The 19946-nt window shown below is 51.4% G+C and carries 23 protein-coding genes; 14 read left to right on the top strand and 9 right to left on the bottom strand.

Translation table 11 applies throughout. From position 1 onward, the window contains the following. Positions 1–80 precede the first annotated feature (80 nt). From JI721_RS06865 to JI721_RS06880, 4 genes are all read left to right on the top strand, one after another. Complete coding sequence (locus tag JI721_RS06865; RefSeq protein ID WP_407654100.1) at positions 81–512, top strand: SRPBCC family protein; 432 nt, start codon at positions 81–83, stop codon at positions 510–512. A 1-nt stretch (position 513) separates the two neighbouring features. Continuing rightward, entirely contained in the window at positions 514–840 is a 327-nt protein-coding gene (locus JI721_RS06870) for an ArsR/SmtB family transcription factor (RefSeq protein WP_274457721.1), read from the top strand. Positions 841–871: 31 nt separating this feature from the next. Beyond that, positions 872–1870 (top strand): hypothetical protein, encoded by a 999-nt coding sequence (locus tag JI721_RS06875; RefSeq protein ID WP_274457291.1) that lies wholly within the window; start codon positions 872–874, stop codon positions 1868–1870. 156 nt (positions 1871–2026) lie between these two features. Further along, positions 2027–2773, top strand: coding sequence for a glycerophosphodiester phosphodiesterase (locus JI721_RS06880; protein ID WP_274457292.1), 747 nt, complete (start codon positions 2027–2029; stop codon positions 2771–2773). A gap of 74 nt (positions 2774–2847) precedes the next feature. On the opposite strand, the gene JI721_RS06885 is transcribed toward JI721_RS06880, so the two are convergent. Next, a complete protein-coding gene (locus JI721_RS06885; protein ID WP_274457293.1) occupies positions 2848–3693 on the bottom strand; it encodes a hypothetical protein in 846 nt (281 codons plus the stop codon). Then, positions 3693–4013: a PadR family transcriptional regulator gene (locus JI721_RS06890; protein ID WP_274457294.1), complete on the bottom strand. Its 321-nt coding sequence runs from the start codon at positions 4011–4013 to the stop codon at positions 3693–3695. The genes JI721_RS06885 and JI721_RS06890 overlap by 1 nt, the downstream gene beginning before the upstream one ends. A 582-nt stretch (positions 4014–4595) precedes the next feature. Here JI721_RS06890 and JI721_RS06895 point away from each other — a divergent pair. Further along, positions 4596–5147 (top strand): hypothetical protein, encoded by a 552-nt coding sequence (locus JI721_RS06895; RefSeq protein ID WP_274457295.1) that lies wholly within the window; start codon positions 4596–4598, stop codon positions 5145–5147. A gap of 30 nt (positions 5148–5177) precedes the next feature. Here the strand turns inward: JI721_RS06895 and JI721_RS06900 are convergent, their stop codons facing one another. Further along, on the bottom strand, positions 5178–5978 hold the full coding sequence (locus JI721_RS06900; protein WP_274457296.1) for a hypothetical protein: 801 nt from the start codon (positions 5976–5978) through the stop codon (positions 5178–5180). Then, positions 5968–6489, bottom strand: a complete 522-nt coding sequence (locus JI721_RS06905; protein WP_274457297.1) for an RNA polymerase sigma factor — start codon at positions 6487–6489, stop codon at positions 5968–5970. Before JI721_RS06905 ends, JI721_RS06900 begins: the two co-directional genes overlap by 11 nt. Positions 6490–6942: 453 nt before the next feature. On the opposite strand from JI721_RS06905, the gene JI721_RS06910 reads away from it, so the two are divergent. Continuing rightward, on the top strand, positions 6943–7320 hold the full coding sequence (locus JI721_RS06910) for an arsenate reductase/protein-tyrosine-phosphatase family protein (RefSeq protein ID WP_407654101.1): 378 nt from the start codon (positions 6943–6945) through the stop codon (positions 7318–7320). A gap of 112 nt (positions 7321–7432) precedes the next feature. Then, positions 7433–7771 (top strand): DUF4870 domain-containing protein, encoded by a 339-nt coding sequence (locus JI721_RS06915; RefSeq protein WP_274457299.1) that lies wholly within the window; start codon positions 7433–7435, stop codon positions 7769–7771. 361 nt (positions 7772–8132) lie between these two features. On the opposite strand, the gene JI721_RS06920 is transcribed toward JI721_RS06915, so the two are convergent. The 3 genes from JI721_RS06920 to JI721_RS06930 form a co-directional block, all read right to left on the bottom strand. Further along, positions 8133–9437 (bottom strand): (Fe-S)-binding protein, encoded by a 1305-nt coding sequence (locus tag JI721_RS06920; RefSeq protein ID WP_274457300.1) that lies wholly within the window; start codon positions 9435–9437, stop codon positions 8133–8135. After that, the gene (locus tag JI721_RS06925) at positions 9434–10837 is read right to left on the bottom strand and encodes an FAD-binding oxidoreductase (protein ID WP_274457301.1); all 1404 of its coding nucleotides are present in this window, start codon (positions 10835–10837) and stop codon (positions 9434–9436) included. Before JI721_RS06925 ends, JI721_RS06920 begins: the two co-directional genes overlap by 4 nt. 203 nt (positions 10838–11040) lie before the next feature. Then, on the bottom strand, positions 11041–11748 hold the full coding sequence (locus JI721_RS06930; protein WP_274457302.1) for a FadR/GntR family transcriptional regulator: 708 nt from the start codon (positions 11746–11748) through the stop codon (positions 11041–11043). Positions 11749–12374: 626 nt separating this feature from the next. On the opposite strand from JI721_RS06930, the gene lhgO reads away from it, so the two are divergent. From lhgO to JI721_RS06950, 4 genes are all read left to right on the top strand, one after another. Beyond that, entirely contained in the window at positions 12375–13595 is a 1221-nt protein-coding gene (gene lhgO / locus JI721_RS06935; protein ID WP_274457303.1) for an L-2-hydroxyglutarate oxidase, read from the top strand. A gap of 26 nt (positions 13596–13621) precedes the next feature. Beyond that, positions 13622–14419 (top strand): MBL fold metallo-hydrolase, encoded by a 798-nt coding sequence (locus JI721_RS06940; RefSeq protein WP_274457304.1) that lies wholly within the window; start codon positions 13622–13624, stop codon positions 14417–14419. Between the two features lie 199 nt (positions 14420–14618). After that, a complete protein-coding gene (locus JI721_RS06945; protein ID WP_274457305.1) occupies positions 14619–15602 on the top strand; it encodes a DUF6282 family protein in 984 nt (327 codons plus the stop codon). Between the two features lie 120 nt (positions 15603–15722). Then, on the top strand, positions 15723–16982 hold the full coding sequence (locus JI721_RS06950) for an MFS transporter (protein ID WP_274457306.1): 1260 nt from the start codon (positions 15723–15725) through the stop codon (positions 16980–16982). A 278-nt stretch (positions 16983–17260) separates the two neighbouring features. On the opposite strand, the gene JI721_RS06955 is transcribed toward JI721_RS06950, so the two are convergent. Next, the gene (locus JI721_RS06955) at positions 17261–17602 is read right to left on the bottom strand and encodes a winged helix-turn-helix transcriptional regulator (RefSeq protein ID WP_274457308.1); all 342 of its coding nucleotides are present in this window, start codon (positions 17600–17602) and stop codon (positions 17261–17263) included. Positions 17603–17786: 184 nt separating this feature from the next. On the opposite strand from JI721_RS06955, the gene JI721_RS06960 reads away from it, so the two are divergent. From JI721_RS06960 to JI721_RS06970, 3 genes are read left to right on the top strand one after another with little or no spacing between them, the layout of a single operon-like run. After that, the gene (locus JI721_RS06960; protein ID WP_274457309.1) at positions 17787–18863 is read left to right on the top strand and encodes an LLM class flavin-dependent oxidoreductase; all 1077 of its coding nucleotides are present in this window, start codon (positions 17787–17789) and stop codon (positions 18861–18863) included. Further along, positions 18860–19426, top strand: coding sequence for an NADPH-dependent FMN reductase (locus JI721_RS06965; protein WP_274457310.1), 567 nt, complete (start codon positions 18860–18862; stop codon positions 19424–19426). The genes JI721_RS06960 and JI721_RS06965 overlap by 4 nt, the downstream gene beginning before the upstream one ends. An 11-nt stretch (positions 19427–19437) precedes the next feature. Next, entirely contained in the window at positions 19438–19695 is a 258-nt protein-coding gene (locus JI721_RS06970) for a YuzB family protein (protein WP_274457311.1), read from the top strand. Positions 19696–19796: 101 nt separating this feature from the next. Here the strand turns inward: JI721_RS06970 and JI721_RS06975 are convergent, their stop codons facing one another. Further along, on the bottom strand, positions 19797–19922 hold the full coding sequence (locus tag JI721_RS06975) for a hypothetical protein (RefSeq protein ID WP_274457312.1): 126 nt from the start codon (positions 19920–19922) through the stop codon (positions 19797–19799). Between the last annotated feature and the right edge of the window lie 24 nt (positions 19923–19946).

Genomic DNA, 19946 nt, shown 5'->3' on the forward strand with positions numbered 1-19946 from the left:
ACACCAAAAGGTGTTATATTAAGCGGGACAGGCTTGCGTTGTCCCCCTGGTGACGCAGCGTGCAAACCACCTTTGGAGGGATTCAGTTGGCGAACCCACTACCAGAAATCCGAAAAACCGTTGTCCTCAATGCACCCATCGAAACGGTATGGCAAGCCGTTGCCACGTCAGAAGGGATTGCGGGATGGTTTATGCCGAACACGTTTGAACCCGTGGTGGGCCAGGAATTTATTCTGCAGGCGGGCCCATACGGCGATTCGCCCTGCAAGGTAACGGACCTCAATCCGCCTTATCAAGTCGGATTTGACTGGGACCAGGACTGGCACGTTGAATTTCAACTGCGGACGCTGGATGACGACAGGACGGAGTTTACGTTGATTCATTCGGGTTGGGATGCAGACAAGGCCACTCGCTTCGGTCAACCGCATACTGCGGTGCGCGACATCATGGACGGCGGGTGGGAGAAAATCAAACAAGGCCTGCCTGCGTATGTGGAGGGGCTTGCGCGGTAAGATGATCGCGACCGAACCCACGCATGACGTGTTTCAGGCCATCGCTGACCCGAATCGGCGAAAAATGTTGGTCCTGCTGGCCGAGACCGAGCTGCCCATCGCCGAGATCGTCAAGCAGTTTCCCATCAGCCGCACGGCCGTCAACAAGCACCTGCACGTGCTGGCCGACGCGGGGCTCGTGATGCGCCGGAAGCAGGGGAGAGAAACCCGCTATCAAATGAGGCCCGCGCCCTTGGCGGAAGTCAAACAGTGGATTGCGTTCTTCGACCAGTACTGGGATGAGAAACTGGACGCGCTCGCGAAATTTGTGGGTAACAATTCGGATTGAGCGTCGTCTTTGGTAGCAGGAGGCGATTTCCATGAAGACCATCGCGCTTGCTGCCGCTTCGGCAGCGATTGCCCTGACGGTGACGGGGTGTGCCGCGGCGAAACCGACGCCTGCAGCCCCAAAGACGAAGGCTGCGACGCCAGCCGCGGCGGCGCCGCCGGGCCCAGGTGCGGCCCCGGCCTCGGGGGCAGATTCGGTTCCAGCGGCGTCCCCGAATACACCGGTGACTTTCTTCGCGCATGCGTTTTCGCACAGTGAACCGTTGTCTCTGCATCCTGACCCGGTGGTACAGCAGGCCATGCCTGACGTTCCTTCACCCACGCAGGCCGTGGTGGTCTATCTGCCCGTGTACCCGGGCGCAGTGAAAACGAGCGCGGCAGCCGCAATCGGCGACATGGGGACACCCATGGATGCTGACCTGCTGGATGGTTCCGTGTATTTCAAATCCAAGCATTCGCCGCAGCAGCTTGCGTCCTGGTATCAAACCCAGCTCCGCAAGCTGGGCTACGTCGTCGGGGGCCATGGCTCGACGGCCAGTTATGGAAAAACCACCTCAACGTACGAAGAATTTGAGCACGCAAAGGCCCCCGGGGCGCCGACCCAGTCGCCTGACATCAGTCTGGGCTTCCTCAGCGCGAAGCAGAACGGGGAGACCGTATTCAAGCTGAAGGCATTCTTCATTGTTGTACCGCCGCGTCCAAGCGATACCTATCTGCCGACAGACATTGTGAAGGTGGTCTTGACGGAAGGAAAGGCCGTCAAAACCATCACGGACCCACAGTGGATTGCAAGGGTCGTGAAGCAAATCAATGCGCTGCAAGTTTCTACACCAGGGATGAGCAGCGGCCTGGCTGTCGCGGCAGGCACACCCACCACCATCCACGCTGCGTTCTATGGCGCAAACGGGTCCGTGACGTCTGTCACATACCAACGTTTGACGGCGACCCTCACCGTTGGAACGACGGGCGTCGCCTTGAACGCCGGAGCTTACCCCGCACTCCTCAAAGACTTGGCGTCTCCGTTTGCATAACGATCAAATGATTTACTTTCCATTAACGCTTCCTCAACGCGGTCTTCACACTGCGAACGTACAATTCCAATTGAAGCAAGAGAAAGGTGCCATCGAACCAGCGTGAAGCGGTGAATTCAGCAGCGAATCTCCGTTCCCAGCGAAGGAGGAAGGCTTGTGTCTTCTGTGAAAATCCTCGGTCATCGCGGGTTCAGCTCGAAGTACCCGGAGAACACACGCATCGCGTTTCGGAAAGCCCTCGAGTTGCCAATTGACGGCATTGAATTGGATGTGCATCTGACAGAGGACGGCGTGCCCGTTGTGATTCACGACGCCACGGTGAACCGGACAACGGACGGCGAAGGTCTCGTTTCGCGGCTGCGTTCCGATCAAATCAGCTTGCTCAATGCGGCCAATGCCTATCCGGAACTCGGCAGACAGGAGGTTCCTTCGCTGCAAGATGTTTTGGACGATGCATACCAGTGCAAACCCCACGTGTGCTGCAACATTGAAATCAAGGTGGACGACGGCAACTGGGAGGCGCTGGTTGATGCAACCGCGGCGGTCGTACGCAATCATCCACTGGCATCCCAAGTCGTCTTCTCGTCATTCCATCACGAGTCGATCGCATACTTGAAACAGCGCTACCCGCAATTGACCGTGGGCCTGTTGTTTGGCGGAGACACCACCGATGCCTGGAATGTGGCCAGGCAAGTTGGTGCGTATTCTGTCCACTTGAATGCACGGTATACAACGGCAGAGCACATTGCGGCCTGTCACGCATCGGATCTGCGCGTGGCTGTGTGGACGGTGGACGCAGCGCCTGACCTGGAACGGTTCATTCGACTCAACACCGATTACTTGATTACGAACGTACCCGACACAGCCCAGCGCATCCGAGACAGCATTCTGTCTCCGGTTTGACAGCCGCAAAGGACGACTCGTGGAGCGAGATTGGCGGCGTCGATTTTGCTTCGACGGCCCATTTCTCGCGCGTGTCAATGGGTTGAGCGCTTCGACACCCCGCGAAACAGGGCCCCGCCGGAGACGAGTGTGCCAACGGCCATGAAGACAATCCCGATAATGAATATGGGCGCGCTCACATCTTGGGACTGAAACAACTGCGGCGTGTGGGCGGCAACGACGCCGATGAGAATCGCCGACAGCGCCACGGTCGCAGCCATAAAGAATGAGAGGACAGCCTCAGGCGCGACGACAAATGTTAAGTCGGCGGGCTCGAACGGACTTTTCGCGACCATGGATGCGACTGACACGCAGCCGATGACAAAGAGCAAGAGTACAACGAGCAGATAGCCTGCCAAAACAGAAACGGGCGGGTGCCAGGCCCACACAATGACCGTTGAAACGATAAACAGCGCGAGGCAGGTGACCGCCGTCCAAAACAGTCTTAGGACGTTGTTCTGGCGCTGGGCAGCCGCTCGCTGAACGGCCTTCCATACAATGGGTATGCCAGCGCAAAGGAAGACGACAAATGCGAGACATCCCGCAACCGTTTCTGCGCGAAACAGGAGACGCAGCGCTGGGAACGATGCGGATGCCTGCCGGAAGGTTGACACGGGATCGTTCAGTCTGGCGAGCAGGCACCAACCCAGGCCGAACAACATAAACGCAGAGAATGTCAACACAACACTTGAACGGAGCCGTTGCACCATGTTGGACACTTCCTCCATGATTCCGTCGTAATTCAAGTGAGCGTCCAGCGCGCCGATCAGCAAGTCCAGAACCGTGAGCGGTGAAACGCCGTGATCGTCCAGGAGCGCCAGCATCTCTTGTTCATAGCGCGCACGCCAGTTTCGAGGGTACAATCGCAGCAACCACCGCATCAGAATCCCTCCAATGCGTTCAAGCGCTGTTTTCCGATCGCTGCGACTTGTTCCAAGGTCGCGACCATGTGCCGGAATACGGTGACCCCGTCGGCTGTGATGCGGTACGGGCGCCGACGTTCCTCAGCGGCAAGCGGTTCAATCCAGCCATGCTTTTCCAAACGGGCTATCGCGCCGTACAGGGTGCCCGGCTCCAGCTGTGTACCGCTAAACGCCAGAATGTCCTCCATCATGGCGTAACCGTGTTTGGGGCCGCTTGATAGACTCGACAGCACCAGAAACGAGACGTCTGAAAAACGTCCAAGCTCTTTTTGCTTCAAAGATAACGCACCTTTCTGCATGAATTAAGTTTCGATTATTAAGTTAAACTTAATATACGCCTGTGAGAACGGATTTGTCAAAAAGGAGGTTGTCAAGCCCTTGAGGCGGCAGCGCCTTCGCGGCGCTACGGGTTGACTGTGGGAATACAGGGACCTAAGGATGCCATCGCGATTTGGTGATGCGCTCGATCCAAATGCAATAGCGAGTGGTTTTGGTTTCCCGGTCATATTCCTCATGTTGCCATCTTCATGCCAACGAATATCGGCTGGATACGGCGGATAATGCCGCTTTTCCCATTGGAAGGCGTGATCTAGTAAATGTTGTGGATCCGAAATTTGTGGTTCATGGGCGTGACACCTCTTAGGCTTTCGAGGATGGTGCTGTATGACACTGCATTTGTGAAAGTATTGCATGTGGCGTTCGGCTGCGCAATCATTGTATCGAAATTTAGGATGATCGATTTTAATCAGTAAATGTTTGGGATGTTTTCCAATTAGCCCGGACGAAAAAGAACGGTTACTACTATGATACGAGTGAGCGGTGGCCACCTGCTCTACCAATTCTCGAAGGGGCAAGAATCAATGGCAACGACGTATCCAACAGTAGGAACCCTCGCTCCGGGGGAAGCTTTCGTGAATTACACCACGAACAAGTGGTCCGTACAACCCGGAAGCGTAACGATCGACGTGTATTCTAGCCCGCAAATTTTTATCGATAACAATGTGTCCTATGTCGAAGTGGGAATCCTGCATAACGGCACCTTCCCAGTGAACGGGTATATTGCTGCCACAAGTTCGCTGGCCGTTATCGACTATTGCTTCTACACGATGAACAACATTTGGCATCCAACATTTCCCGATCAGAAGTATTATGTTTTCGAGACGCAGAAGTCCTTGAGCGTGTACGATCAATTTGGGAACTTCAGTTGGACGATGTCTGCTGGAACTATGATTTGCACTGATACTGGGGCGCCTGGTGATACGTACAAAAACCTCATGATTTTGTACGGGTACGAGCAAAACAGCCAATGGTGGGCAGCAATTAACAACGTGAACTACGGTTTCATCGACACTGGTATCGAACAAGGTTCCGGCTGCACAACCTGGGGGCTTAAACTGAACCGTAGCTGTTAATATTAGCCCCCGCCACGCGGGGGCTGCACCTTAGTTGTAGGTTGCAGTTCCGTTAATCAGCGAGTCAACCACTTGCCATCCAACGATGTCGTCTTCAGGAAGGAATTTGGTCCGGGATTTAGGCACATTATCAACTCGGTAGAGTAACCCGTCCTGAATGAAAACATATGAATGACCTGAAGCGCTCCAGCCTATGACTTGTACATGAGTATTATCGAAGGTTGTTTCGTGAGTGCCACCCATCGCAAAGAAACTTGGTGTGGGTTCCTTGACTACAGATACGATAATTTGGTCGCCTTGATTGTCCTTGAAGTATTGTTGCACCATCTCACTGTTCGCTGCAGCTTCCTTGACCAGCATCATATTTGTTGGTTTGTATCCTGTTGGAATGTATGGCACTTTGACCTTAAAGTCAGCCTGCTGCAGTGCGGCTAGGCCATATAAGTGAGTTGGTCGCATTTTATTTGGCGACGTGGCAGGCGGATTCGACAGGGGTATCGGCGTATAAGTTGTCGGCGGCCTAACGTGTGGTTCCGAAACTGTCGGAATAGAGATCCCCATGGAATTAGCCATCGCGTCTGTGGCAGTCACATGAATTGGGTGACGCACCGTGCCGTGATGCACCACGGAAGTTACGGCGACGCCACATACAATGACTGCGGCTGCTGCAGCCATAGGAATCCCCATACTTCGCGAGTGCCACCCCCGCTTTGGGACCTCTTGCTCAATTCGTTTCAACAGGGCCGCTTTTACCGCGAACGCTTCATGCTCCGACATTTCCTCATCCGCCAACACGGCCAGTTGTTTTGCCAGTACTCCATCAATGGCCACTCGAATCACCACCCATTTGCATCTCAGCTCCGTTATCATCCACGGCCATCCGTAACTGTTTGAGGGCGCGGTGCTGTATCGTCCGAACTTTTGCGGCTGTCCAGCCGAAAATGCGCGCAATGTCTTCTGCGGACAGATCCTCAACAAAGCGCAGCAGGAGCACTTGTTGATGCTGTATACTCAATGTCGAGATTAGATCCAACATCTCCAGCTTTGATTCGAGTGTCCTAGATACCCTTAGTTCACTACCGAGATCTTTCAAATACCGATATTGCGTCTTCTTACGTCGTATGATGTCGTGTATATAGTTGTGGGCGATTCGAAATAACCAGGTTCTGTGGCTAGACTCTTCACGAAACCTATCCCATGATTTGTAGGCTCTTAGAAACACCTCTTGTACGACATCCTGGGCGTCATCTCGGTTTTTGAGAAGATATAGGGCATAGCGAAACACCTCATTTTTGTATTGGTCGAACAATTGTTCAACGCCGTCTCTGGCTTCTGAATTCATGTCTCGCATTCACCACCTCGGGGTGTTCATTATGTAGACGCATGGGAGGTGGATCTCGTTGCACTTCATGAAACCCATCGAGTCGTACAGGCTTAGGGATTTTCTAGCCAGTGCCCTAGACCCTCGAGCCCAGCCCTGGTATTCTCGAAGTAGAGTGGCCCGCCAAGCCCGAGGCCTCGGACGTGTAAGCTTCTTGCCACATGTGTTAACTTGGAAATATCCACGCCAATCATAGGCGCCTCTTGGTGGTGCGTTGAATTTTGGCGTTCACGTTTTTCCACCCTTCTTCAGCCTCCTGTCATTCGTGCTTGTCCGGGCAGCCTTCACGATATCAGGAGGTTTTTGGATCTGAAAAACGCCAAATTGCTGTGTTAAAGGACTGCTGAAGGAGGCAACCGTGTGAGGAAACCGATCATCTATTTCCTGTGTTCGGGCAACGCATGCCGCAGTCAAATGGCGGAAGGCTGGGCCCGGTTTCTTGCAGGAAATCAAGTCGAAGTCTACAGCGCAGGCATCGAAGCGCACGGCCTGAATCCACGCGCGGTGGCGGCCATGCGGGACGCGGGAGTGGACATTTCGCACCATACATCGGATATCATCGATCTCGATAGACTCAACAACGCCGATTATGTGATTACGCTCTGCGGCGATGCGAATGACAAGTGTCCCGTGACGCCGCCGCACGTGAGGCGTTTGCACTGGGGCATCGAAGACCCAGCGAAGGTAACAGGTTCCGAAGAGGCCGTCACAGCGAAGTTTCACGAGGTGCGTGACACCATCAAAGAACGCGTCGTACAGTTTCTCAATGAGGCGTTGGACCTGAGGGTTTGAATCTAAGGAGTTGGCCCTAAGGATTTGAAAACGAGTTTGCGTGATTTCGTCGTGCTTGGCTCTGCGTGGAGGGAATCACGGATTTTCGCTGTGTGGGCGAGGAGGCGTGTGCGTGACTTCGGAGGAAAAGAATTGGGCCATGGCTTGTCACTTGGCGGCGTTCGCAGGCTGGTTTATCCCGTTTGGTTGGATTCTCGGACCGTTGATTGTCTGGTTGATCAAACGCGATGAATTTCCGTTTGTGGATGAACAGGGGAAAGAAGCGCTCAATTTCCACATATCACTGCTGATTTACGGAATTTTCGCAGCCATCCTTTGTCTCATTCTCATTGGTTTTGTCATCCTGATGGCGTTAGCGGTCTTTCAGGTCGTGATGGTGATTGTGGCCGCGATGAAGGTGTCTAGCGGCGAACCCTATCGATATCCTATGACGATCCGTTTCATTCATTGATGTAAGAGGACACAAGATAAGAGGGTACTGCAAGATGTAGGGTAACTGTAGGGCTGTTATCCCTGCTTGGATGACCAGTGACATTCCATGCAAGGTCGGCAAGAGGTGGGATACCCGACGGGTCCCTAAGCTTGCTGGCACAACGCAGATTCAGGGCCGGCCAAGGAACGCCAATCCGAACGGAGTTCGGGGACGTTAGAAGGTAAGGAAGTTGACTTTGTGTCCGGCGCCAAACACATCACTAGGCCGCTGACAATGGCCCGCGCATTAGAACAGCTGCCTTCCCTGCAAACCCATAACATATATGCATTGGTGTCGCACAGGTACGAGTATTGTCTTTTTGACGACCATTGAAGAATCTTTATGAAATTCCTGCGGCTTCCGCAAGGTATTCGACTAGGTGAAGTGCACGGATGTTTTTGAGTTTTTCCCGTTCTATGCCGAGCTTCATCTGAATCAGACATCCTGGGTTCGACGTTACAATGATAGTTGGCTGAACCTCTTTCACGTCTTCCATTTTTCGATTAAGAATGTCCATCGATTCATCGTAGTGAACGATGTTGTAAATTCCAGCAGATCCGCAGCACGTATCGGGGGACTGAAGTGCTATAAGCTTGGCGTTTGGAACACTTTTTAAGAGTTCGAGTGGCTCTTCGATAATCCTTTGTACGTTGGTTAAATGGCATGAAGGTTGATACGTGACGCGCTCCACGCGGTTGCCCAGTTGCTGCGTAAACGGAACTCCGCCGCATAGCGACAACACCTTGCTGATATCAGTGGACTTGGAAACGAACTTTTTGGCGCGCTCATGCCAGTCTTTTTCGTCCTCCAGCAAATGATCGTATTCATAAAGCATGGCGCCACAGCCACCTGCGTTATTGACGACAAAATCAACGTTCAAATGCTCGAACGCCACGATGTTTCGCTTCGCCAGCCATCGGGCCTGTTCAAGTTCCCCTGCATGTGCGTGGAGTGCGCCGCAACAAGTCTGTCCCTCCACAACAGTCACGTCGCAACCAACATACGCAAGAAGCTCAACGGACAACTGATTGACGCGCGCGAACATCGCATCCATAATGCAGCCAGTGAAGAACGCAACTGTATACTTACGTTCACCACGTGCTTTCATATATTTCTGGAATTGTCGCCGCTCTTTCGGTGACATGCTCTCGGTCACTGTGGCTTCGAAATCGCCGAGGTGGTACGGGAGCTTGTTCGTGATATGGAATTTTCGAACGGCATTTTGCACACCGCTCTTTTGGTAGACCCAGATACTGTTGCCAATCAGGTGCATCATTTTACGGCTCGGGAATATCTTGCGCAGGAACGTTCGTTTCAGAACCTTGCTCGTAACCGAAAGACGCCTTCTTTTTGTGATAGCGGCACGCGCGGATTCTAAAATGCTTCCGTATTCGACCCCAGTTGGACAAGCTGTTTCACACGCTCTACATCCCAGGCACAAATCAAGGGGCTCTTCGAGCAACGACAGGTCTGTTATTTTTCCTTCTCCCACCATTTTGATAAGGTTGATGCGACCTCGTGGAGAATGTGTCTCTTTGCCCATGGTTACGTAAGTTGGACACACGGGGAGACAATAGCCACATTGAACGCATTTGTTCGTCTTTCCGTATTGCAATTCAACACGGAGTTGCTCAAGCTCATTCATTCAGTCAACACCAGCCTTTGTCCAGGTTCTGGGAATATTTTTCCGGGATTGAGGATGTTATTCGGATCCCAGCTTTGCTTAATTCTCTTCATCATTTGGACACCAATTGCACCGAGTTCCATCTCCATAAATGGCGCCTTCATCAAACCAATGCCATGTTCGCCTGAAAGTGTGCCACCGAGGGCAATTGCAGCCTCAAAGATTTCCGAAACAGCCTGTTCGACTCGGCGCATCTCTTCTTTATCAGATTTATCAGCTACAATGTTAGGATGAAGGTTCCCGTCCCCTGCATGTCCAAAGACAACGAGATGGAGATTGTATTTTTGCTTGATTTCTTGCAGACGTTGGCACATCTCTGGAATCTTGCTTCGAGGTACAGTGGCATCCTCCGAAATTTTCGTCGGCTTGATACGGACAATAGCAGGGGACACGAGTTTGCGGGCCTTCCAAAGTTCCACTTCTTCGGCTGGGTTCGCTGGGATGCGAACCTCCACCGCGCCGACGCGATCGCACAGGTGGCGCACCTTGATAAGTTCGTCTTCAACGGCCATCGGGTGGCCGTCCAGTTCGATTAAAATCATTGCAGCGGCATCAATGGGAAGGTTGCAGGGCTCGTAGTTTTCTACAGCAACCATTGACGCTTGATCCATTAGTTCAAGCTTCGAAGGTAAAATTCCAGAAGACAGGATTTTGGAGATGGCTGTGCCAGCATCAACGAGTGAATCAAAAATTGCCATGGCCGTTTTCGTTGCTGCAGGTTTGGGAATGAGTCGCAGGATGGCCTTTGTTATGATGCCGAGTGTACCTTCTGAGCCCACGATGAGTTTCGTCAGGTCATAACCTGTGACATTTTTTACAGTTGCGCCACCCGTACGTATTAGCTCGCCTTGCGGCGTAATCACTTCCAATCCTATGACATAGTCTTTCGTCACACCGTACTTCAGCCCTCGAGGACCTCCGGAATTTTCCGCCAAGTTACCTCCGATTGTTGAGACGTGTGAACTGCTTGGGTCGGGAGGATAGAACAGTCCTTTCTGCTCAGCGGCCTTGTGAATATCCGCTGTCAGGACGCCCGGGGAGACGACCGCAATTAGGTTTTGATCGTCAATTTCGAGGACATCGTTCATGACTGACATGTCAAGGACAATTCCCCCATAGACGGGCAACGGTCCGCCGCTGAGAGAAGTCGATTGCCCGCGCGGGTAAACCGGGATGAGCTCTTCGTTAGCAAACTTCATCAAGTCGAGAATTTCATCCACCTTGTTCGTTTGAACGACAATGTCTGGAAGATATGTCCCGAATGAACCATCGTACGCATAACTGTAACGGTCAGCTTCATCTGTCAGAACCCGACCACTCGCAATCACATTTCGAACGCCGTGAATCTGCCGTGAATTCAAATGAGTGACCTCACTCCTGTTTGAGACTTAGCAACTATTGTTCGTGATCAGGCTGCTTGTGAATCTCTTTTCGAGATCTTTCAGTTTCTCGCCAGTACATGGTCAGGTGGCCGGACCAGTTGAAAGAGGCGCTGTCATGGTACACGCTCCAATTGAAGCTGATGATACCAGACTATGACTTCTAAGAAAACCTTAAGACAGACTTATTTGAAATCCACAGCATAACGCTCTTTAATGGCGTTCAGATGTGAAATCATCATCAGACGTGCGCGTTCAGCGTCTCCGTCACGAATGGCTTCGTAGATCTTTTTGTGTTCGTCGAGCACTCTTTCCACCTTGTCAGGGTCTTGCATCGTACGGGTTCGACTTTGCTGAATACCCTTGTGGAATTTGTCCGAAAAGACCTTGACGGCTTGTAATAACAGTCTATTCTGACTGGCCGCAACAATGGAAATATGAAATTCATAGTCTTCCTTGGCGGCAACTTGGTTTGTGCGCGCCGCTAGTTCAAGAGCTCGATATTTAGCCTGAATGACGTCAAGCTGAACCAAGGTTCTACGTTCAGCCGCCAAGTAGGCTGCTTGTCCTTCAACACCGAGCCGCAGTTCCAAGATTTCGAGTAGCGACACCTGCTCGTCTTCCATGAGTGCGTTGATTTCGGCCAGCAATTGCTCTTGTGGACTCTTTTTCAGGTAAATTCCAATACCAGGAAGTACTTCGATGAGGTTCGCGGATGCTAGAACGCTGATAGCCTCGCGGACTGCACTTCGCGATACCGACAAAGACTGGGCGAGGGCACGCTCGGAGGGCAGTTTATCGCCGGGTTGAATATCTCCGCTTTCTATCAAATGTTTAATTTGCTCAATGATGCTCTGGTAGATGCGCGGTTTTTTGATTGCAGTAAAAGCCACTTTAATGCCCTCCAAAAATGTAACGTTACGTATATGATCGCGATGGAGATCAGAATAATAGAAGTTAATTTTAATCTTAATGTTGAAAGAACCAAATGAAAATAGCCGACGGCTGATTTTTCTTTTTGCGTTGACAAATCCCAATCGACGTGTTGTAGATAAAACTTATACTTGTCTGACGACCTTATGATTAGGTGAGAATCGGACATGGCAATCAAACCAATTCCACGTTCTAGTACTTGCTGAGTGCGCGGTTGGACTGCAATCCAGTAACACGGGAGAGGCAGGTGACATGCATCTGCACAATGGGATTGTGAGCGAGCATAATGAGGAATCCGATTGTTGTGAAATCATATTGGAAATTTGATTCGCGAAGTCATGTGTTACACGTTGAGGACAAATGTCGGGAGCGGGACACTCGAGGGACGTCTGTGTGGAACACGAGGGAATCATCGCTGAAGTTTTCAAACCGTCAAGTATTCGAGGTGCGATCAGAAATCAGAGAGTACCGGACGCCCGTAAGAGAGAAGGTACGAAGATTCAACGCCGCAAATAAGTGGAAGTAAGATTGACGTGCGGCGCTGGACTCGCCATGCAAATACGCGTTATTGAGAGGACGATGCACAATGTACGACTTCTTGATTGTGGGCGGCGGGATCGTGGGACTGAGCACAGCCGAGGCGATTCTCAACCAGTATCCACATGTGAAACTCTTAGTTGTGGAAAAAGAGGCGTCTTGGGGAGCGCATCAAACTGGGCACAACAGTGGCGTTATACATTCAGGCATTTACTATAAACCAGGAAGCTTGAAAGCAAAATTAGCGACAGAGGGAAATCGCGCCATCGTCGAGTTCTGTGAGAAGCACGGTGTTGCGTACGACATTTGTGGGAAGGTCATAGTTGCTACGGAAGACACGGAACTTCCACTGATGAAGCACTTGTACGACCGCGGTAGGAAAAACGGAATCGACGTGCATCAAGTCGACCACGATGAACTGCACGAGTTAGAACCGCATGTTCAAAGTGTTGGTGCGCTGCATGTGCCCGTTACCGGCATCGTGAATTACAAACAGGTCTGCGATGTTCTTGCTGAATTGATCCAGACCAAGGGAGCAGAGGCGCGGCTCCGTACAGAGATTCTCGGGATTAGTGAGAAGGGTGGAGTCGTTTCGGTCGAAACGGATCAGGGTACGTACGAAACGAAACTTCTGGTTAACTGCGCGGGGCTCCATAGCGATCGGGTGGCCAGCATGGCCGGCGGCGATATTGGGATGAAGATTGTCCCGTTTCGCGGAGAGTACTATGAGTTAAAACCTGAAAAGCGCTATCTGGTGAAAAATTTAATTTATCCAGTACCAAACCCGGAGTTCCCGTTTCTTGGTGTGCACTTTACGAGAATGATCGATGGACGTGTCGAGGCTGGTCCAAATGCTGTCTTGAGTATGAAGCGCGAAGGCTATGCGAAAACGGACATCAACTTTCGAGATTTGGGTGAGGCCCTGTTGTACCCTGGTTTTTGGCGACTGGCCGGAAAGTATTGGAGGGAAGGCGTTTCAGAGATGTGGCGCTCCTTCAGTAAAGCGGCGTTCGTCCGAAACTTGCAGCGCTTGATTCCCGAAATTGAAGCGGAGGACTTAGAGCCTGCTCCCGCAGGCGTGAGAGCTCAGGCATTGAAACCGGATGGCACGATGGTGGACGATTTTTATATTGTTCATTGGAATCACACAATAAACGTCTGTAATGCACCATCACCCGCTGCAACGGCTTCGTTAAAAATTGGCGAATATATTGCAAGCGAAATTGCGAAAGTTGCCACAGGCGTCACCTCGAGCAAAATTTTCATATAGATAGTCAAAGAGGGGAGGGGCCGAAAATGGTCTTTGACGTTTTGTTCAGTGGATTTCCCTGTAAGTCGAGCCGAGGTTTTTTAGGTTGGAGTTCGTGCGTATTGATACGTGGAGAACGAAATGGGTTGTTTGATACCGGAGGGTTCGGTGATCGACCGGAGTTGATTCGCAGACTACAGGACAGGGGAATCCGACTTACGGACATAGATTACGTCATATTGAGCCATATGCACTTCGACCATGCTGCAAATGTATCGATGTTTCCACAGGCTACCGTGTATTTACATGAAGCGGAAGTTCAACATGCAAAGGCCGCCCGTTTTGATGACTTTGCACTTTGCACAGAAGTGCTTGAAATGTTACAACAGGGTTCTCGCCTAAAGTTATTGACAGGCGCTGATGGAGTCGTTGAAGGGCATCGATGGATGCATACCCCTGGTCATACCCCTGGCGGAATATCCATTATATTGAAGGGTGAAGACGGGGCAAATTGGGTGGCCGCAGGTGACGCGGTGAAAAACCTGCACGAGGCCGAAACCGGCGACGTCTGGATGTCGATGGACCGAAGAGCAAGTCAAGAAAGTATTCAAAAAGTCTTATCGATTGCAGATTATATTATTCCTGGCCACGACCGCCAGATTCGGATTCAGCATACTGAGGGTGAGTGTCGTCTGTCGGCAAAGTCAGACAGTGAGATCACGATTGAGGTGGCGGGTGATGTGCCGACACCTTTTAAAGTATCAGATGTAGATGGTGGCCTGCAGTCAAAGACTCGTCGTCTGTTGTTGCAACTTCACCCTGACCAGGGCGAAAGTGACTTCTGATCCGCAATTGAAATGGAAGGTAGTTTGGAACATTCGCGAATCAAACAGATTGTCAATTTGTAAAATTCGCAAGAACCTTGCAAGGGAACTGAAATTGGTCTATATTAGTAGCGCATTCAACTGTCCTGACCACCTGACCACCTGTTCGGCTTCTAGCGGTCATGTGTGCGGAGATAGCAATATGGAAGGGGGTGGAACGGTGAGAGATGCCTCAAACCATTCCGGTAGGTTCAAAAGTGAAACCCGTTGTCCAGATGGGGCATCACGTGGTTTGCTCAGTGCATCCTCGAGTTGCGGTCAGGACGTATTTACGGATCTATCAGGCTTCATAGATATTCATGTTCACTCCGCTCCTAGCATCTTTGCGAGGTCTGTTGATGATGAAGAATTGGCCTTGGAAGCGGAAGCGTTGAAGATGCGTGGCTTCGTCTTGAAGGCGCACGAGGAGTCAACGGCTTCCAGAGCGCAGTTGTTGCGCGAGCGTCATTCGAATCTAGACATTTTTGGGTGTATTGTATTGAACTGGTTTGTTGGTGGCATCAATCCGTATGCAACGGAGCTTGCGATTTACCAAGGGGCAAAAATCGTGTGGATGCCGACGGGTTCGGCGCAGCAACATATCGATTATTACGGTGGATCTGACTACAGTGCGCAACCTGCCAAGCGGAAGTTGCGTCCACAGCCGGGTATTCGAATTATAGACGAAGACGGCAATGTTATACCAGCTTTGTATGATGTGTTAGATCTCGTCGCCGAACATGACGTTGTCGCCGCATCGGGTCATTTGTCGCCTGAGGAGACGGTCGTGTTTGTGAAACTGGCAAAGGAACGTGGCATCCGGAAGATTCTTGTTGCGCATCCTGACCTAGGAATTAACAAAATGACACTTGAATTGCAACGTGAATTGGTTAAACACGGAGCGGTTGTGGAAAAGTCATATCTACCGTTAATGCCCTCGTGGAGAAGTGTGGAAATGGATGAGTTTATTCACAGTATCCGAGTTCTTGGGCCGGAAAACTGCGTCTTACAGACCGACTTTGGTCAGGCCAATCATGTGACACCGGCACGTGGCTATCTAGAGTTTGTGAATTGTTTGGTTAATAATGGTATTTCGGTAGCGGACATTCGGATGATGGGATGTGAGAACCCAGCTAATCTCCTCGATTTGCCGTTTAAAAGTTGATAGCTTTTTACTTGCTGACCAAGCCGTGGGTTTGAATTTGCCGGGGATCGCGATGCCTTCGTGATACTGGGCGTCGGTCCAGTGCGGTCGAAATGAGTCCAAATCAAAGGTGGTTATGAAATGAGCCAAGGAAAGTTGTTGGGTCTGACGCGTGAGGAGCGCCCCGCATTCTGGGCCACGTTCACGGGTTGGGGACTTGATGGCATGGATTATATGATTTACACCCTTGTTTTGACGATGTTGCTGAAAGCGTTTCACTTGACCTCGGGGCAGGGTGGCATAATTGGGAGTACAACTTTATTTGTCTCAGCACTTGGTGGTATTCTCGCAGGTACAATTTCTGACCGTATAGGTCGGGTAAAAACTCTTGCATTCGCCATTATCATGTACTCCGTGTTTACGGCTTTGTCAGGCATTGCAGCCAGCTATCCTGAACTTCTCGTATTTCGTGCCCTTGAAGGGCTTGGCTTTGGCGGTGAGTGGGCCGTTGGCGCGGTTCTGATCTCGGAAACAGTTGCCAGTCACAAGCGTGGCAAAGTTTTAGGGTTTGTACAAGGGTCGTGGGCACTTGGGTGGGGAGTCGCCGTTGTCCTGTCAATGATCATTAGCAGCGTCGCACCTGCAAATTTGGTTTGGCGGTTGATGTTCATCGTAGGCATTATACCTGCGGTGCTTGTATTTTTCATCATGAGAAGGGTCAAAGAACCTGATGCATGGAAGAAGGTAGAATCTCGGAGAGCTCGCGTTGGTGTGAGTTTTTGGAAAATTTTCAAGTTAAGTATACTCAGACGAACTGTCTTTGCATCACTTCTGGCCGTCGGCGTTCAAAGTGGCTATTATGCAATCTTTACTTGGCTACCGACCTACTTGAAGACCGACCGACATCTGTCCATCATGAGTTCTAGCAGTTATCTTTTTGTGGTGATTATTGGTTCCTTTCTTGGCTATGTACTTTCAGGGTATGTCAATGACTGGATAGGCCGTAGGGCAACGTTTGCAATTTACGCGGTTTTTAGCGGCTTGATCGTCATATCATATACTCACTTCCAAATTTCAAACTCGACGATGATGATTCTAGGATTCCCTTTGGGATTTTTCGCTTCGGGTATTTTTAGTGGTTTTGGACCGTTCCTGTCAGAGTTGTTTCCCACAGAGATTCGAGGTGCAGGACAGGGGTTTGTGTACAATTTTGGCCGGGGAGTTGCCGCTTTTGCTCCAGCCGCCGTTGGGTTCTTGGGAAGTAGGTATGGCCTTGCTGGGGGTATTTCCATTTTTGGTCCAGCTGCGTACGTCCTGTGTCTGATTTCTCTTTTATTCTTGCCCGAAACTCGTGGTACCGATCTGACAGTGCTGGTGAGCGAACAAGATATTGTAGGCTGAGTTTCAAGGTGGGGCACTAAGCTTTAGTTGTGACTACAAGAGGGCGCTTGGAAGAGGGGCGCCCTCCTTCATGTTGTTGCGGTCGCCCGTAAATGAACAGTTTCGCCTCCGAATCAGCAATTGGTCCCCCGTGAACGTTCGAGTAGAAGGTACAGATGGCCGTTTCTTCCAACGAAGGTCCAGTACGATGGGTTGAGAAGGTACTATGGGTCGACCGTGAGGCTCAAACTTCAGGCTCTTGATACAGGCCGCCTCTACGGCCTGTATCTACAGCCTGCTCAACCTTGTGCAACCCGGGCGGCCTTTCTTGCCATGTGCTCCACACTCCAGGCATGCATGGCATCCAAAATCGGCCGCAAGGTCATGCCATACGCTGTGATGGAATACTCCACTTTGGGGGGCACCTGTGGATAAACCTTGCGGCTGATGAGTTCCTCTTGTTCCAGTTCGCGCAGCTGGGACGTCAGCATCTTGGGCGTGATGCCCGGGAGTGCCTGTTTCAGATCGCGATACCGCATGGTTCCCTCCAGCATAAGGAACAGTAGAATCATGGGCTTCCATTTTCCGCCCAGGATGGACAGCGCATCTTGCACCTGGCATAACTGCGGTTTTATTTCCATAGTAGCTTTAAATCCTTTTGTAGTATCTTTTTTTATACTATATCACATTAAAGTACGTACTTACATCATGGTCTGTTTCGCCCTATAATACCCTTTGTCACGTCTTTCAGATTCGAAACACCTGACGGCGGCTGCTCGGCATGTCATCTGAGCATCACGACAAACCTGACGATAGGTGAGATCAATGAAAAAATACAGAATCGATCCAAGCAAAGGCTTGGAATTTGGCATCTATACATTGGGCGACCACATTCCGAATCCCTACACGGGAGAACGCATTTCGGCCGAGCAGCGAATTCATGAGATCATTGAACTGGCCAAACTCGCTGAGCAAGCAGGGGTTGATTTTTTCAGCGTCGGCGAGAGTCATCAGGCGTACTTTACGACGCAGGCGCACGCGGTTGTCCTGTCAGCCATTGCGCAGGCGACCAGCAAGCTCAAAATCGGAAGCTCGTCCACGATTATCAGCACGTCAGACCCTGTTCGGGTGTACGAGAACTTCGCGACCCTCGACCTGATTTCCCACGGGCGCGCTGAGCTTGTTGCAGGCCGGGCTTCCAGAATTGGGCTCTTTGAGTTGCTTGGATACAATCTGCGCGATTATGAGGCGCTCTTCGAGGAGAAGTTTGACCTCTTGTTAAAAATCAATGAGGAAGAGATTGTGAACTGGACTGGAGAATTCCGGGCGCCTTTGCGAGACGCACAGATTCTGCCGCGCCCGTTGCACGGGTCGATCCCGATTTGGCGCGCAGTCGGGGGGACGCCGGCGAGCGCCGTGAAGGCGGGCTATGCCGGGGTTCCTATGTTTATGGCCCACTTGGGCGGCCCTGCGACGGTCTTTAAGCGTACCATCGATTCCTATCGGGAAGCAGCGCGCAGGAAGGGGTTTGATCCATCCGAACTTCCTGTCGCGACGGCTGGATTTTTTTATGTTGCAGAAACGACGCAAGATGCGCTGCGGGAGTACTATCCACACATCAATGAAGGCATGAAGGTCACGAATGGACAGGGATTCTCGAGGCAGCTGTGGGCGCAGGGGGCGGATACCCGCAGCATTATCAATGTGGGGAGTCCCCAGCAGGTGATTGAAAAGATTCTGTACCAGCATGAATTGTTCGGCCATCAGCGGTACATCGCGCAGATGGACTTCGGCGGGGTGCCGTTTGACAAACTGGCCAGGAATATCGAGATGATTGGTACGGAAATCCTGCCAGCCATCAAGAAGTACACGGCCGTGCCGCAGGGGGCGGAGCAGTCATGAAGTTTGTTTTCTTGTCCGGGTCGAAAGTGGGAACGAAAACCAGAACGGCGCTGAATTACGCGCAGCACGTGCTTGCCGAAAAATATCCAGCCGTCGAAGCGACCATGATTGACTTAGGGGAATACGATGTTGTTTTCAGTGACGGGCGAAATTACTTGGAATATCAGGGGGATACGGGTGTCGTCGTACAGGCCATCATGAATGCAGATGCAATTGTGATTGGTACGCCGATTTTCCAAGCGTCCATTCCTGGCACGTTAAAAAATGTTTTTGACCTGCTGCCGGAGAATGCCCTCAGAGACAAAGTTGCGAGTATGATTGTGACGGCGGGATCGTCAAAACACTATTTAGTGGCCGAACATCAATTGAAACCGATTTTGGCGTACATGAAGGCGCAAATCGTTCAGACCTACGTGTTTATCGAGGAACAGGATTTCTATCGCAAAGAAATTGTCAATGATGATGTCCTGTTTCGAATGGACCGTCTCATCGACGATACGGTTCTGTTGGCGGAAACGTACTTGAAGCTGCATGAACAGAAGGAAGCAGAATACGGGTTTTAGGGGCGAGGGCCATGGACACGCCTGCACTTGGGATTGTCATCGTGGAAGTTTGTACTGGGAACGCTTTTGCAGCATTGGATTTGGAAGAGCTGGAAGCGGAATTTCCTGAGGTTGCCGTACTCCAGGACGAGTGTTTGAACCACTGCGGATTATGCAGGGTCCGGCCGTTTGCGCTCGTCAATGGGCAGCGCATTTTTGCGAAGGACGGAACCGAATGCCTTCGCTTGGTGAAAGAACGGGTGGTTCATGAACTGTCGCTGTACAGATGACGGTTCACCCTGCCGAGATGCGTGCGATGTGTTCAAGGCATAAAGAATGGCTGTCGAGCTTTTCTCGACAGCCAAAGGGCCCGTATCAAGCGCCCCTCCGCTCAATACGCGCCACCTGCGCAGGAAGCGCCGCCAGTGTAACCCGGTACGAGCAGGAAGAACAGTACGAAGATAATCAGGAACACCACTGCCCACCGTGTGTATCCGCCAAATGTTCCACCGTACATCACAATCCCTCCTCTGAATCCGAC

Origin of the sequence: Alicyclobacillus cycloheptanicus (assembly GCF_028751525.1) — a bacterium.
GTDB lineage: Bacteria > Bacillota > Bacilli > Alicyclobacillales > Alicyclobacillaceae > Alicyclobacillus_L > Alicyclobacillus_L cycloheptanicus.